A 15,526-nucleotide genomic window follows, 5' to 3' on the forward strand; every position below is an offset into this window, starting at 1 on the left:
ACATTAGCCGTTTCTTAATTAAGTGATCGCTAATGCTAGATTGCCAATACAATTGAAAGCAGATTTGTTCCAAGTCAAAAAAGACGGGCGAAAAATACCCAACCTATGCGTTAGGTCACAGCTTTTTCATTTAAGAATCCGACGTGAACGACTGATACATATCAACCACATCCTGATAGTAACCAAATCGTTTAAGGTAAGTATCAACCTGATGGTTGATACTCGTTGCAAGGAAAGCACAGACGAACATCCCTTGATCAAGTGAGATCAGCTTTGTCGACATCTTTCCAGTGGTATCAACGGCATCAAACCAGCCATATGGCGACTCAATGTTTGGGTGCCGCTTTTTAATAGATTGGAGAGCAGTTACCGCATCTTCGGTATTAACCATATAAGACAAAGCCGTCGCATGAGGTGTTCCGGTATTCCCCCCCGCAATAGACAAGCAAAAACGGACCGACGCCTCGGAAAGTTCGGGCACACCAAAAGCAGCATAACTGTCATCGGTTGTAGCAGCTGAAGATACAAAAGGAATATTGTTTTGCTCCGAATGGCTTAGCTGTACCTTCGTCATATCTTCGATTATCGAATAATCCGGAATAAGCTGCTTTTCATTGAGCCAGATGGCCGGCAACATGCCTTGGAAATACGCCCCGTCCCAAGTCAGCATAGGTTTGAGTGTCTGTCGGTTAACTTCGAAAGAGCCGGTATACAGCTCCATATTATTAAAAGCTGACTGGGGAACAGGGTGACAGGTGCCTTTGGTGATCAAATGGGCCCAAAGCGGGGCCAAGCGGCTTTCATTGGCTTTGCGGTCAATGTAATAGCCAAGAGGAGCCCTGTCTTTCGTTGACCAACCGGCATACAGTAGATCCTTTTTTGGATCATAGAGCTGTTGCCAGCCGGGCACTTGCCTCTGCAAAATCTCATCAATTTTAGTCACAGCACTTATCGCTAACTCATCACCTGAATCGAGGTAAGCGCCCGATACCGCTGCCAGCGCAAAAGCCAAATTCGCATTATCCACCGCAGGGACTATCCCCTCATCTTGCGGCTGTAGTTGGCCTTCGACAATATCGTATGGCCAGTAGAACAAACCATTCCAGTTTGGCGCGCCCAGTAAAACATCTAATGTTTCATTGATCCTAACGAGAGCTGCTTCATTGCCGTTTAAGTGAGCCTCAGTCAGGATATTGAGGTACAACCCGATCTCGGTGGTATTGACGTAGTTTTGCGGGTCAATATCAGAACCTGTGACAAACAAGGTATCGTATGGCACCTTTGCATGTTCATCGACACCAACTCCATCTAAAAAGAAATCCAAATTGTTTTGTAGCTCTTGCTCAAAACCAGAAGGATAAAAGTGCTCGCGCAATGCCAACTCGGTAATTTTAGCGCCTATTGCTTTAGGTGAGTGAGATGAAGTAGAAGCTCGGGTGTGTTGTGACATAGTCTAAAATACTTAAAAGAGTCAATCAGGTATTGGCCGAACATACCATAAGCTTCTCTTAACTCATCAAGTCCTATTTATGATTTGTGCCTGTAACAACAGTCCATAAAAAAAAAGCCCCCCATACATAGCGCATGAAGGGCAATTTCTATTAGACTGTTCGATTTTGCGTTTAATTTAAAAGTGGCAGATTAAAAGCCCAGCTTTTTACGCTCCTCGCTATTCATGAACGGGTATGGCGCTTCGAAGTAATCTTCAGGCACATCATAACGCTCACGGGCATTCTCAAGCTCAGTGGTCATCATGGCACGCACTTCTGCGTACTCAGGATCTTCGTAAACATTGTTCACTTCATTTGGATCCTTCACCAAATCGTACAGCTCAAAAAAGCCTTTACCTTCATTCTGCGAGTAGAAGTCAATCAGCTTGTAGCGGTCGCTGCGAACACCGTCATGGCGAGGTACGTTATGTGCACCTTCCATGTAGTAGTGATAGTAAACCACTGGGCGCTCTTCCTGCCACTGGGCATCAGAGGTCTGGCCCTTAAGTACTTTCAGGAATGATTTACCCTGCATTTCTTCAGGTGTTGGTAATCCAGCAGCATCAAGGAACGTTGGGCCAAAGTCCATATTCTGGATCATTGCCTGTGGACGCTGGTTAGGTGCGATCTGACCCGGCCAGCGGATCATAAATGGCATCTTGAAACCTTCTTCGTACATGTAGCGCTTCTCAGCCCAACCATGCTCACCGATGAAAAAGCTCTGATCCGAGCTATAAACAACGATAGTATTTTCTGCCAGGCCACTTTCGTCTAGGTAATCAAGAATACGACCAACGTTTTCATCAATCGTCATTACCGTACCCATGTAATCACGCATGAAACGCTGATACATGTACTCAGTACGGGCAACTTTCAGATCACGTGGAACATTACCCCAACGACGCTTGTACATTGGGTCTTTCATTTTCTCCCAGTAATCGACGTTGACGTCATCGTACGCTTCGTGGAATGCCGCTTTCTGCTCGTCAGTCAGGCGGTTCATCCACTGATCGAAGTGCCAGCGCTGGTCACCATCCATGCTCTTTATCCACTCTTCACGAACACGGGCTTTCTCAGGCGTCGTCGGTGCAGGTGGGAAGGCATTGATGCCTACCGGCGTCATACCGTATAGCTGCATCCAAGCATTCTCTGCGTGCTCGCCACGTGTTTTGTAGTCGTCAAACAAGGTATCAGGGATCGGGAAGTTATGATCCATGAAAGTCGCCATATGGCGTGGCGGCGGGCGTCGTGGTGTATGTGGTGCTTTGTACTGAACTTTTAGCAAGAATGGCTTATCTTCATCCCAAGACTCTTCAAGCCACTCCAACGACATGTCCGTGATCAAATCTGTCGAGTAACCTTCGAAAACCCGAGTTTTGCCTTCTTGATCAATAAACTCTGGGTTGTAGTAAGTACCCTGGCCACCAGCGCCATTCAGTACAAGTGAATAGCCAAACTCATTAACCGGAGTCGGGTGCATGTGCCACTTACCAATCAGGGCAGTATCATAACCACTTTCTTCCAGTAGTTTAGGAAAGATAACCTGATTTGGGTTCCAACGAGAGGTGTTATCAAGCACGCCGTTCTTGTGAGAATGCTTACCAGACATTACCGATGCACGGCTTGGCTGACAAATAGAGTTGGTGACGAAAGCGCGCTCGAAAATTGCCCCTTCATTGGCAATACGATCAATGTTCGGTGTTTGACCTAAAGTCGGGTTGTATGCACTGATAGCCTGGTTGGCATGGTCATCAGAAAAAATAAATAGAATGTTTGGTCTTTCTTGCTCAGCTGCAACACTGGTCATTGCAGACGAAGCCAATAATAAGCCAATCCCCTTCGAAAGGGTTGAGCGTTTAATATTCATATTGTCCTTGCCTAATATAAGATTAAACAACTTGATGTCACCAAGCCATTTTTTACTTTTACGCATAGCGATAAAACAACGATAAGTGCATTTCCGTGCACGACGACTCAGTAAATAACAGGCCAAGCTGACAAGTTAATCGCATCGGGTGAATCATGTCCTTTTCACAACACAAAATATAAACGTTTCGACAGGAAGCGTCAATTAAACAGACTTAAAGTGTGATCCGGGTTAAGTACTATCAATAACACCACGATTCACCTGTAATAAAATGTTTATGGCTGTTAACTGGTAATAAAAACAGCTGTCAAAATTTATTTTATGTTAATAAAAAAAGCTCCCAACCAATTCGATTGGGAGCAAACAACAATGATGCAAAGATTGAAAATTACCCTAAGAAACAGCTAAATACATCTACTACTCGAAGTAGTTGTTGTATTTATTGAAGAACTCCATACCTAAGTGCTCAGGCATTGCAGCAATGCCAAACAAAAATGTCGAGAAATCAACACCTTCAATAAATTCCGCTTTCCATTCCGGCTGGTCATGGCTATAACGCCACAAGATTTCATAGCCACCTTCAAGCTCATGTTTGGCATTTATAGTGTTATCACGATAAGTCGAAATCAAATCAGCTTTCGCCCTATCATTAAATGGAATATAACCAGCAAGGATATGTGGAGAAACCACTAAGTTATGGTTAAACTGGCGATCACCTTCGAAATGGAAACGGTCAACACAATATCCATTTGGACAGGAACCTGCACCACTACCCCATTCATATTCTTTTAATTCAACCCCTTCAACATCGACATCTCGCCAGAAAGAAAAATCGGCTTTTGCTGAATTTTCAAGCGCAGTAACAAACTCTGGATGATTAGAGAAGTCATGCATCAAGTAATTATTGAATAAGAAATTAAACTGCGAGGTAAACCATGTTTTGCCTTCTGAAAGGACTGGAATACCGTTATATTCAGCAACCGGTAAATATTTGGTTGATGCGTACCAAATATCCCAGAATTTCTTCGCGTTGCTCGCATTTACTGCATTATCTAAATCTTTAGCCTGCTGGTTGGCAATACCTGCCACAAGCATATATTCATTGAATGCTTTAGTACGGTGCGGCTTAAACGTACCGTCGGTATGCTGTGCTAGGTAGATACGGCCAGTACGTACATCAGCAATATACTGGGTTAAATCTGTATTGCGGTACAAGAAGTCAGCAAGCTCAGCAATTTCCTTGTTTTCGCTGAAGTAGTTCTTAACGAACAATGCACCATAAATCATGATGGCACTGTCAACTGGGCTCCAGTCATCCCCAACCGCTTCGCCCGTTTGGGTATTGTAGAAATGAATAAAGGTGTTAGTGGCGTTCTGTGGTACCGTGAAGTTCGGATCACGCCCCGCAAGCTTGCGCAATGTTACCAGAGCAAGCTCTTCCGCTTCAGGCTCCCAGCCGTTAGCGTGGCCGATAGTAAGGGCAACCAGACCCATACCTGAGTTGGCAATAGAGCCGACGTAGCTACGGTCACCATTTAGGAATAGCTTATCTTCATAGGTGCCATTCTCGTTTCGCAGTTGCTGCCAGTAGGCATAGCCACCACGGTAAAGGCTATCAATGATCTCTTGATCGCTTTTCACTGATTCGCTGATGACCGTTTCATTCGCTGCTGTTTCAGCGAAAGCCATACCTGGCAGCAGCATGGTACCGATCAGCAGCGCAGCTAACTTCTTTTTCATTTCTATTCCTTCAACTTTAAAAGGGATACGCTAAAGTAATCTCTGACCACAAATATAAACGTTTCGACTGAGTATTCAAATCATAGCGGGGATAGAGTGTGCGATAGGTCACGCGATTTAATTGTTGCAGTTTGTAAATTAAAAAAGGCTTGCCAAAGACAGCATGACAAGCCTTAAATAAACACCTTTAAAACAATAACTTAGTTCTTAATCAGGCCGAGTTCACGACGCTCTTTACGATTCATATAAACATATGGCACTTCAAACACATCGTCAGGAACCTCATATTTATTTCGAGCTTCTTTCAACTGGCCATGCATCATTTCGCGAACGTCTGCGTAATTAGGGTCGGCATAGACGTTATTGACTTCGTAAGGATCTTTCTCCAAGTCATAAAGCTCGAATTCCCCTTTGCCGCCATTCTGCGAATAGAAGTCAATCAGCTTATATCGCTCCGTTCTCACACCATCATGCCTTGGAACGTTATGTGCACCATGCATGTAGTAGTGGTAGTAGACGGCAGGACGCTCTTTATGCCATTGCTCATCAGATACCTTGCCTTCTAGCAAAGCTTTGAATGACTTGCCTTGCATCTCCTCAGGAATCGCTACACCTGCTGAATCAAGGAATGTTGGCGCAAAGTCGATGTTTTGAATCATGGCGTCCGGACGCAGGCCAGCTTCAATGTGCCCAGGCCAACGGATCAAGAATGGCATTTTCATCCCTTCTTCATACATGTAACGCTTCTCAGCCCAACCGTGCTCACCAATGAAGAAGCTTTGGTCCGAGCTGTAAACCACAATGGTGTTATCGGCAATGCCCGCTTCATCAATATAATCCAGTACGCGACCTACGTTCTCATCAATCCCCAATACTGTCGCAGCGTAATCACGCATGAAGCGCTGATACATGTAGCTTAGGCGGTCTGCTTTTTGCTCGGTAGTGAGATTTCCTCTCTGTCTGGCGTACTTAGGATCTTTTTGCATCTCCCAGTACTCAACATTGATGTCATCATAAGCAGCATGCCAGGCATCACGCTGCTCCTTATTCATCCGATTCATCCACTCTTCATGTTTTTTAAGCTCACGAGGGTTCATACTCGCCAACCACTCTTCACGCACCTGCTTGCGCTCTGGCGTGGTCGCTGCCGGTGGGAATGCATTAATACCCACAGGTCCCATACCATAAAGCTGCATCCAAGCACGCTGGGCATGATCACCACGGGTACTGTAATCGTCATGCAAGGTGGTAGGCTCAGGGAAAACATGCTCTTTAAACGTAGTCAGGTGTCTTAGCGCTGGGCGGCGCGGCGTGTGTGGCGCTTTGTATTGGATCTTGATTAAGAAGGGTTTGTCAGAATCCGCGTGTTGCTTCATCCAGTCTAGGGACATGTCAGTAATAACGTCTGCCGAGTAGCCTTCCACAACCGTTGTTTTGCCCTTCTGATCGACAAATTCAGGCTGGTAGTAAGTGCCCTGACGGCCTGAACCGTTAAGAACCAAGGAATAGCCAAATTCCTTGACCGGTGTTGGCCGCATGTGCCACTTTCCGATGAGCGCAGTATCGTAACCTACGTTTTCCAGCAGCTTGGGGAAGGCAAGCTGATTTGGATTCCAGCGTGCCGTGTTGTCTGTCACTCCATTTTTGTGTGAATGCTTACCCGTCATCACCGAGGCACGGCTAGGTTGACAGATTGAGTTGCCGACAAAGGTATTTTCGAAAATCGCCCCTTCATTGGCAATCCGGTCGATATTTGGCGTTTGAATCAGATCAGAGCCGTAAGCACTGATAGCGCGGTTGGCATGGTCGTCAGAAAAAATAAAAACAATATTTGGCTGTTCCGTCGAAACAGGCGCAGCTTCGACGGTTTCAGGCATGGCAACATTCGCTGCCACCAGCACCGCCATCCCCTTGACTAATTTAGAGTATTGAAAATCCATAGGTAGAATAAAACCTTTTATTTATCATAAACTAGCATCAAGTATTGAACGTCCAGCAAAGATTTCCCGGTCAAATATTAGCTAAGGACAACAATCAATGTATGCGTGATGAGTGAACACCCTCAATATAAACGTTTCAACAGGCTCATTCAAACCATGATTTCATTTTTGTGAAGCACGTAAAACAATGTAATCAAAACAAAAATGGAAACAAGGAGTTATGACATAAAAAATGATGAGAATAATGAGGTAGGAGAAAGTGAGCATCTATTGCTAGAAACAATTAGACATATATTTTACGAGCAAAGATCAGCTCGCAACAAACCTGTAAAGTTTTATTGTAAGCTGATCTATATTGATAGGAAGAATGAACAATGGAAATATTCTGATTTAAAAAGAAAAAGTCCCGATTATATAAGCCATAAATAAAAAGGAGGAAATCCTCCTTTTTATTTTAGTTAATCTTTACAAAGTGATGTTGGCACCAATACGGACCTGCATTTCCTGCTTATCGCCATTTTTACCGAAGCCACCATTATATACCCGCTTGTTATCACCATATTGGAAATTGGCCACCAAGCGTAAATTATTGGTTAGTCGCTTGTTGTTATTAACATTGAATCTTACATAGTCATAACCATTCCAGTAAGGCCCACTTTCTTCTCTACCAATGACTGTATTCAGTTCAGTTGTAATATCATACATATGACGTACACGTACGAACGGTTTAAAATTGTGGTTGCGGCGACGGCCACTCACATCATTATCAGGGGTGGCACTGTAACTACCGCTGATACCGAAATTCATACTACGGCTGTAGCGGTTGACGTAGTTCACATCCATTGAATACGAATCCCAATGACCGCTATCGTTATTGTCCCCGTAGCGTTCGCGCCACTTAATGGCATAGTCCGCGGTGGTCGAGATAAAGTGCTGGCCAAAAGTGAACTGCGCGCCAGGCTTGAACTTCAGCTCATAGCTCGTGTTGGAAGAAGATGCTTCAGTCTGACGAATAAATACCGGCTCAGCAAACCAGCTAAAGCTAGGGCTCACCCACTGCTCATAACGAGGAGCCAAGGTAAAGTTAATATTACCATGCTGTGTAGAACTATCCGGTGTTGGCTTAACCCAAGACTCTGACAGTACATGACGAAAACGGAAGTTTTGATTAATACGCGTCGAGCCATCAAGATAAACAAAACGAACTGACTCGCGCTTTGGTTGCCAGTCGAATACAGTTTGGTTATAAACCAAACCGGTGAAAAAGTTTGTTTTTCTCTGGCTCGCACTCGAATCAGAACTAACTTGAATAGTATCGACATCACCATCCATATCGATCTGGTAAGAACTTGAATTAGTGGGAGATGCCAAAACCCCACCAGAAAGCAATAACGTCCCTATGCTTAATATCAATTTTTTATTCATTTTAACCCTGCCCACGTATCGGATAATTATAACTCGCTAAATTTTGTAATTGATGACTGGAGTTATTAAATGAGTAACAAAATTCTTAATCATGCAGCCATCTATTTGATACGCACAAAGATAAACGTTTCGACTAAGAAGTCAAAGAAAGCACTAATCTGCTAAATTAATATATAAGCCCTTGGTTTGATTGATATAATCATAAAAAACATGAATATTCATATTAATTCTAATTTTTAACAATATGAACCAAATCACATGCAAGTTATCGCTCCTAACAATCTAACCATTTAAAAACAATAATTTACAACCAAACTCTTTTGAGTCAATTTGTACGCAAATATACTCTTAGCTTTGGCTACAGAATGAAAGCAAAGTAACGCTTCATATGTATGAGGTAGATCTTTAATTGCTATAAATAAGGCTTTAACAAGAGTCACATCACAAAATTCATTAAAAACTGTCATATTTTTTTCTTGTTGAGGGGCTGGTGATTGAACCGTTTAAATATCTTATGTATGTTTCACCCAACATTCAGTTGAAACGTTTTTATGACTCAGGTCTTCTTGGAGATTCCGCTATGAAAAAAATGATTGCTACCTGCTCTACTGCACTATTAATGCTTATTTCAAGCCAGGCTCTTGCATACAATGACCTTGCACCAAGAGATCAAAAGCGCATCTCTGCCGAAGTCCACGAGATGCAAGTTTTCTTGGAACTTAGCCAAAGTGATGCCGACAAAGTTAAGCAGCTAAAAGCGGATATGGCAAAAGCAAATGCCAAGCTCATCCAAGAGCACGGGCGAGGGACAGATGCTTTCCGTGAAGCACGTAAGCCATATTGGAGAGCTTATCAGTCAGGTTTGCATAGCGTCATCAGCCGCGAAGACTTACGCCGATTCAACGCCTCTAAAAAAGGTTAAGCCTGAATACCGAATTCCCCAAAGATTTATATAAAGGTTCCCTACAATGACTTATAAGAAATCCTCTCTAGCTTTATTGATTGTATCGGCATTCGCCCTGACAGGTTGTTTAAGTGATAACTACGACTATAGCGGCGATGGTAACACTGGTGGCGGCGGCGGTGGTGGCGGCGGTGGTAATGGCGGTAGCGGTGGCGCTTCAAACGAACTCGGTTTGCAAGTTCCTCTTTACCACAACGACCCAAAAGACTACGAAAGTCCATACGTAATGTATGCAGTCGATGCGGACGGCAGCGAAACGGCTGTTGATGGCAACCCACTGCCAGCATCAAGCAATATCAATGTCGAGGGCGAATTCGCTAATGTCGATCCGCTAACCGTCACGGTAAGTGAAGATAAAGCGTCACTCATTTTCTCCGCAGACAAAGCCTACGATATCAATAAGGCCAACATTTTTAATGCTGAGAAAAACCTTGGTGGCTCTATCCAATTCTATGTCAATACCTTAAGTTACGATTTAGGGGACGATCCTGAGAACCCTAACCCAGTGCTATTAACAATGTTCAATGGCGACACGAAAGTATCGACAGACATTACCAGTTCAGTCATTGCTTCTGCATCAGGTAAAGCCCAATTTATTCGCGTACCTCTCAACTGCTTTATTGATGAAGGCTTAGACTTAACAAATGTCGATATCGCTATGGCGATTGAGACACAAGGCGCAATCCAATATGAATTCAGCCAAGCACGCTTGGCCAACAACTCCGTCTCGCTAACTCCTGCCAGTGCCAACATTCAAGGTTGTTACAATAACAACAACAGTAAAGTTCTGACGGAAGAAGAAGCCATCATCTTGCGTGATACAAAACTCAGCGAAGCTACTGGCGACTGGGAACTAAGCGGCGAAGCACAAGATATTCGCATTACACGTGGCTCTTCCATTACGATTGCAAACAATGGAACTAACGTCGGTGCGACTGGAGATATCCGTGCCCGTGGCATTTATTACGATGACAAGTTTGACCCAGAAAAACGCAGTATTCTCTCTTTTGCTATTGATATCGGCGCAAACCTCAAGGATATGGCCCAGCCTCGCCTTGATCTTAGCCACTATATGCTAAACGGTGAATTGCAGGCTGAATTTGTTATTCCCAATAATGCTACAGTCAATATTCCGACAGAAGGCGAATTAGAGCTAGTCATGCAGTTCTACAGCCCGGGCAACAACACAACAGATTTACCATCAGGCGGATACGGCAACAGCGTAGCTGTAACATATAACCTAACTGCAGCAGAAGCGGATAAAGGCAAAACACTTGATATTGCTATCCCACTGCGCGATTTCTTCACCAGCGCTAACGGCCAGGTTAGCCTCAACGCCCTGCAATATGTTGAGAAGCTAGAAACCCATGTGCAGGTTAACGACGGCGACGGCAACATCGACTTCAGCCAGCTAACAGGATTCCGCTACGGTCTTGGTGACATCAAACTAGTGATGAACCCTGACGCTTCGGCACCAGACGCACAATAAAATCCCGCACTACTATTCAACGGCCATGTTCTATGGCCGTTTTCTCTACATTTAGGACACCAATAACATGAACTCAGCTATGAAAAAGCATGGGATCACACTCGCAGTGGCAGCTGCTCTCAGTGGTCCGGCTTTAGCACAAGAAGCCCCCACTACTCCGCAGCAACCCAACGTACTTTTTATCTTTGTCGATGATATCGGCTATGCCGACATGGGCTTTCAGAACCAAAGCCAAGATATTGTCACACCACATATGGACAAGATCGCTGCAGAAGGCGCGATTTTTTCCGCTGGCTATGTCACGGCTTCTGTCTGTGGGCCATCTCGTGCCGGTTTGTTAACCGGCCGCTATCAGCAGCGATATGGCTACCATGACAACACAGCGCCCTTTATCAAAGAGCCGGGCATTGTTCAGGGCCTCGACCTAAACGCCAAAACCATTGGCAACTATTTCCAGGACGCAGGCTACGTCACAGGCTTTATTGGCAAGTCCCATGACGGTGATGACAAGAAGTACTGGCCGCATAACCGTGGCTGGGATGAATTCTACGGTTTCAACAATGGTGCTGCCGATTATTTTGTCAGTGGCTTTAATACTATGAATGCCGAAGAAAGGGCTTATTCATCAATTCATCGAAACGATGAACTGGTCGAAGACTTTGACGGCTACCTCACAGATATCTTTGGCAATGAAGCGGTTGAATTTATTGACCGCCATCATGATAAGCCATTCTTCCTCTATGTACCTTTCAATGCTTCACACGGTCCGATGCAAGCCAAGGAAGAAGATCTGGAGAAGTTTGCCCATATCGACGACGAACTGCGTCGCAAGATGGTCGCCATGACTTACAACATGGACCTCAATATCGGCAAGATGGTAGATAAGCTTGAAGAGCATGATCTGATGGACAACACCATGATCATCTTCATGTCTGACAATGGCGGAAAACCTAACGGCAACGGCTCATTCAATACCCCATTAAACGGCGCAAAGAATACCTATTGGGAAGGAGGTATTCGAGTACCGACAACCATCACTTGGCGCGGAACAATTCCAGCTAAGCAAGTGATTGACACCCCAATGATTTCCCTTGATATCTTGCCAACAACACTGGCAATGGCTGGAATTGAGCAACAAGAAAAGTGGCAACTGGAAGGCGAAAACTTACTGCCATTGCTAACTGGCGAAGTGACCGAGATGGATGAGCGCTTCCTTTACTGGAAAACCATCAACAAGAGTGCCATTCGTGATAACGATTGGAAACTGGTGATCCATAACACCCTAGTAAAACACCCTAAGCCAGAGCTTTACAAAATATCTGAAGATATCAGCGAAACCAATGACCTTGCCGCCCAACACCCAGAGCAAGTCGAGCGTCTGCTAGCTGCCTTCGAACGCTGGGATGCCGACAACCAAGAAGCCAAGTGGGGCTGGAACCGCAACCTGTTTCCTCATGCCAATGGCTGGCGTGGTCGCAACTAATTCTTTCGAATCTAAAAAACACAATAATTAACGTGGATATTCACTATGAAACACATAATGAAAAAAACCGCTATTAGCATGACCGTTCTCGCGGCACTGGGCAGTGGGGCAGCAGTGCAGGCTGAAACTCCTTCACAGCCAAATGTGGTGATCCTTTTTGCCGATGATCTAGGTTATGCCGATGTGGGTTATCACAACTCGAGCCAGGATGTCGAAACCCCTAACATGGATCGCCTTGCTGCCAGTGGCGCAGCACTAACCGCAGGCTATGTTACCGCGCCAGTATGTGGCCCCTCTCGTGCAGGTTTAACCTCTGGTCGTTACCAGCAGCGCTTTGGTTTTCACAACAACACAGGGCCTTTTGTCCGTGAAGAAGGGATTGTTCAGGGCACGCCTGATGAGATGCTGAACAATAACTTCGGTTACTACTTCCAGCAGGCAGGCTATGTCACCGGTATGGTTGGTAAACACCATGATGGTAAGCAGCGTAAGTTCTGGCCTCACCATCGTGGTTTCGACGAATTCTATGGCTTCAACAACGGTGCAGCCAACTACTTTGTCGGGCCGCAGAACCAAGAGACAGCCGCCAAGAAGCCGTTCTCCGTCATGTACCGTAATGACAAAGTCGACGACAACTTCGACGAGTACCTGACTGACCGCTTCGGTACCGAAGCCATCAGCTTCATCGAGCGCCATAAAGACTCGCCGTTCTTCCTGTATGTGCCATTCAACGGTGTTCATGGCCCGCTTCAGGCAACAGAGGAAGATCTTAAGCGATACGAACATATCGAGGATGAAAAGCGTCGTAAGCTGCTGGCAATGAATTACAATGTCGACCGCAACATTGGCCGTATTCTCGATACGCTGGAAGAGAATGATCTGACTGAAAATACCATTGTCTTCTTCCTGTCGGACAACGGCGGTAAGCCAAAGGGGAATGCGTCTTACAACCTGCCTCTTCGCGCCCAGAAAGGCACCTTGTGGGATGGCGGGATCCGTATTCCGTTTGCTGTCTCTTGGCCAGGAACCATCCCTGCAGGCCAGACTATCGAAGATCCAATCATTTCACTGGATATCCTGCCAACCATGGCAGCTGCAGCCAATATCGACGTTCAGGCAGAGTGGAACCTTGATGGTGTCAACCTGCTGCCGCTGCTAACAGGCGAAGAGAAAGAGTTGGAAAACCGCTTCTTGTACTGGAACACCAGCATGGCTGGCGCGATTCGCGACAACGACTGGAAACTGGTGATGCCAAACATTCGCAACAAGCGTCCACGTGTTCAGCTGTTCAATATCAGCAACGATATTTCTGAGTCGAAAGACTTAGCGAAAGAGCACCCAGAACAAGTGAAACGCCTACAAGAAGCATGGGATGCGTGGGATGCCCAGAACGAAGATGCTATGTGGGGCTGGAACCGCAATATGTTCCCTGTCGAAACGAACTGGCGAAATCTAGACAGCCTGTAATCGATAAGCAATCGACCAAATACAAAGGCAGCGCAATGCGCTGTCTTTTTTTACCCGGTTTTATCATTTCGACTACATTCTAGATTCAGCTCACATTCCCAAGGATGCAAACCACGCAAAATTTGTGGCTCGCTAGGCTTTGCGGTAACCTCAAATCAATTCGAAACGTTTATACAAAATAATAAATAAACGCTCTCAACTGGTAGTCAAATCATAGGTTGATGTTTCGCGTTCTAACCCTTGAAAAGATGCTAAGGCACGTTCTGGGTTAACCCTAAACCTATGCAAATAACGTGAAAAGGTAAGCAATGTCTACATTAAAACAATGCCATGTCATGGCGAAACCAAGCAGCTCAGTATGTAACCTTGACTGCACCTACTGCTTTTACCTTGAGAAAGAAAAACTTTACCCTGAGCGCAGAAGCCGCTGGCAAATGTCAGAAGAAACACTCGAGGCTTACGTCAAGCAATATATCGATGCGAACAGCGGAAGCGAAACCATTGAGTTTTCGTGGCAAGGCGGCGAGCCAACCCTAATGGGGCTCGACTTCTTCCGCAAAGCGGTAGAACTTCAGCACAAATACCAGCAGAACCACCGTATTACCAATGCCTTCCAAACCAACGGTTTGCTGATTGATGATGAATGGTGTGAGTTTTTCAAACAGAACAATTTCCTGATTGGTGTTTCCATTGACGGACCTGCCCGTCTGCATGACCATTTCCGTGTAACCCGTGCTGGCAAGGCTAGCCACGAAAAGGTCATGGCAGCTATCACCAAGATGAAAAAGCACGGTGTCGATTTCAACACCTTGACCGTGCTAAACAGTGAAAACGTCAAATACCCTGAAGAAGTTTATGACTTCCTGGTGGGTATTGGCTCGACCTTCTTGCAGTTCATCCCAATCGTAGAGCGCGAAGCCGAACAGGAAACAGAAGAAGGGCTATTCCTAGTCAGCCCTGAATACCAGGCAGAAGCGGACGTAACCGAATGGTCAGTACCGTCACTGGCCTACGGTGAATTCCTTAACCGCGTATTCGACCGTTGGGTTAAGAAAGACGTCGGCCGTATCTTCGTCAATACCTTCGACTCAACCCTAGCAACATGGTGCAACGAGCCATCAGGCATTTGTGTACAGTCAGAAACCTGTGGCCATGCCTTCATTCTTGAATCAAACGGCGACATGTATAACTGTGACCACTTCGTTTACCCAGAGCACAAGCTGGGGAATATTCACAGTGATCCTATCCGCGATCTGAACCAGACCGACAAAGCAGTTAAGTTCGGTATGGATAAGAAAGACAAGCTCACCCTGCAGTGCCGTCGTTGCCCATACCGCATGCAATGTCATGGTGGTTGTCCTAAACACCGCTTTGCTCGCTCAGAGGCAGGCCAAGAAGGCCATAGCTACTTCTGTGCCGGCTACTATGCCTTCTTCAAACATACCGAGACCAAGATGAAGCAGATGCGCGACCTACTGATGCGCGGCCGCCCGGCTTCGGACATTATCTATCTCGATCTTCAGAAGAAGATGGTAGCTAACACCTTTACCGGTGGCCGTAACTCTCCTTGCCCATGCGGTAGCGGCAAGAAAGTTAAGCGCTGCTGCCAAATTGTATAAGTCGATTATCACTCAGTAATTTACGAGCCTGTATTCAATGAA

General features: G+C 45.5%; 10 protein-coding genes. 5 read left to right on the top strand and 5 right to left on the bottom strand.

Going from position 1 to position 15,526, the window contains the following annotated elements:
- Nucleotides 1-130 precede the first annotated feature (130 nt).
- The 5 genes from R2X38_RS11015 to R2X38_RS11035 all read right to left on the bottom strand — a co-directional run bounded on the left by R2X38_RS11015 (nt 131) and on the right by R2X38_RS11035 (nt 8,408).
- A complete protein-coding gene (locus tag R2X38_RS11015) occupies nt 131-1,450 on the bottom strand; it encodes a hypothetical protein (RefSeq protein ID WP_317522280.1) in 1,320 nt (439 codons plus the stop codon).
- A 191-nt stretch (nt 1,451-1,641) separates the two neighbouring features.
- Nucleotides 1,642-3,357 carry a sulfatase gene (locus R2X38_RS11020; RefSeq protein WP_317522281.1) on the bottom strand — a complete coding sequence of 572 codons (1,716 nt, stop codon included), beginning with the start codon at nt 3,355-3,357 and terminating at the stop codon, nt 1,642-1,644.
- A 417-nt stretch (nt 3,358-3,774) separates the two neighbouring features.
- Nucleotides 3,775-5,097: a hypothetical protein gene (locus tag R2X38_RS11025; RefSeq protein WP_317522282.1), complete on the bottom strand. Its 1,323-nt coding sequence runs from the start codon at nt 5,095-5,097 to the stop codon at nt 3,775-3,777.
- A gap of 200 nt (nt 5,098-5,297) precedes the next feature.
- Nucleotides 5,298-7,037 (bottom strand): sulfatase, encoded by a 1,740-nt coding sequence (locus R2X38_RS11030; RefSeq protein WP_317522283.1) that lies wholly within the window; start codon nt 7,035-7,037, stop codon nt 5,298-5,300.
- Nucleotides 7,038-7,502: 465 nt separating this feature from the next.
- On the bottom strand, nt 7,503-8,408 hold the full coding sequence (locus R2X38_RS11035) for a hypothetical protein (RefSeq protein ID WP_317522284.1): 906 nt from the start codon (nt 8,406-8,408) through the stop codon (nt 7,503-7,505).
- Nucleotides 8,409-8,952: 544 nt separating this feature from the next.
- On the opposite strand from R2X38_RS11035, the gene R2X38_RS11040 reads away from it, so the two are divergent.
- The 5 genes from R2X38_RS11040 (at nt 8,953) to R2X38_RS11060 (ending at nt 15,484) form a co-directional block, all read left to right on the top strand.
- Nucleotides 8,953-9,384 carry a hypothetical protein gene (locus tag R2X38_RS11040; RefSeq protein ID WP_317522285.1) on the top strand — a complete coding sequence of 144 codons (432 nt, stop codon included), beginning with the start codon at nt 8,953-8,955 and terminating at the stop codon, nt 9,382-9,384.
- A gap of 46 nt (nt 9,385-9,430) precedes the next feature.
- Complete coding sequence (locus tag R2X38_RS11045; RefSeq protein ID WP_317522286.1) at nt 9,431-10,915, top strand: putative glycoside hydrolase; 1,485 nt, start codon at nt 9,431-9,433, stop codon at nt 10,913-10,915.
- Nucleotides 10,916-10,982: 67 nt separating this feature from the next.
- Nucleotides 10,983-12,398 carry a sulfatase-like hydrolase/transferase gene (locus R2X38_RS11050; protein ID WP_317522287.1) on the top strand — a complete coding sequence of 472 codons (1,416 nt, stop codon included), beginning with the start codon at nt 10,983-10,985 and terminating at the stop codon, nt 12,396-12,398.
- 57 nt (nt 12,399-12,455) lie between these two features.
- Nucleotides 12,456-13,865, top strand: coding sequence for a sulfatase (locus R2X38_RS11055; protein WP_317522288.1), 1,410 nt, complete (start codon nt 12,456-12,458; stop codon nt 13,863-13,865).
- Between the two features lie 308 nt (nt 13,866-14,173).
- Nucleotides 14,174-15,484 carry an anaerobic sulfatase maturase gene (locus R2X38_RS11060; RefSeq protein WP_317522289.1) on the top strand — a complete coding sequence of 437 codons (1,311 nt, stop codon included), beginning with the start codon at nt 14,174-14,176 and terminating at the stop codon, nt 15,482-15,484.
- Nucleotides 15,485-15,526: the final 42 nt, after the last annotated feature.

This window comes from Photobacterium rosenbergii (assembly GCF_033022775.1).
In the GTDB taxonomy this organism is placed as follows: domain Bacteria; phylum Pseudomonadota; class Gammaproteobacteria; order Enterobacterales; family Vibrionaceae; genus Photobacterium; species Photobacterium rosenbergii_A.

Bases quoted from the DNA above. Each gene is read 5' to 3' on its own strand.
- R2X38_RS11020 (WP_317522281.1), bottom strand. From the start codon at position 3,357: ATGAATATTAAACGCTCAACCCTTTCGAAGGGGATTGGCTTATTATTG.
- R2X38_RS11030 (WP_317522283.1), bottom strand. From the start codon at position 7,037: ATGGATTTTCAATACTCTAAATTAGTCAAGGGGATGGCGGTGCTGGTG.
- R2X38_RS11025 (WP_317522282.1), bottom strand. From the start codon at position 5,097: ATGAAAAAGAAGTTAGCTGCGCTGCTGATCGGTACCATGCTGCTGCCA.
- R2X38_RS11060 (WP_317522289.1), top strand. From the start codon at position 14,174: ATGTCTACATTAAAACAATGCCATGTCATGGCGAAACCAAGCAGCTCA.
- R2X38_RS11050 (WP_317522287.1), top strand. From the start codon at position 10,983: ATGAACTCAGCTATGAAAAAGCATGGGATCACACTCGCAGTGGCAGCT.
- R2X38_RS11055 (WP_317522288.1), top strand. From the start codon at position 12,456: ATGAAAAAAACCGCTATTAGCATGACCGTTCTCGCGGCACTGGGCAGT.
- R2X38_RS11045 (WP_317522286.1), top strand. From the start codon at position 9,431: ATGACTTATAAGAAATCCTCTCTAGCTTTATTGATTGTATCGGCATTC.
- R2X38_RS11015 (WP_317522280.1), bottom strand. From the start codon at position 1,450: ATGTCACAACACACCCGAGCTTCTACTTCATCTCACTCACCTAAAGCA.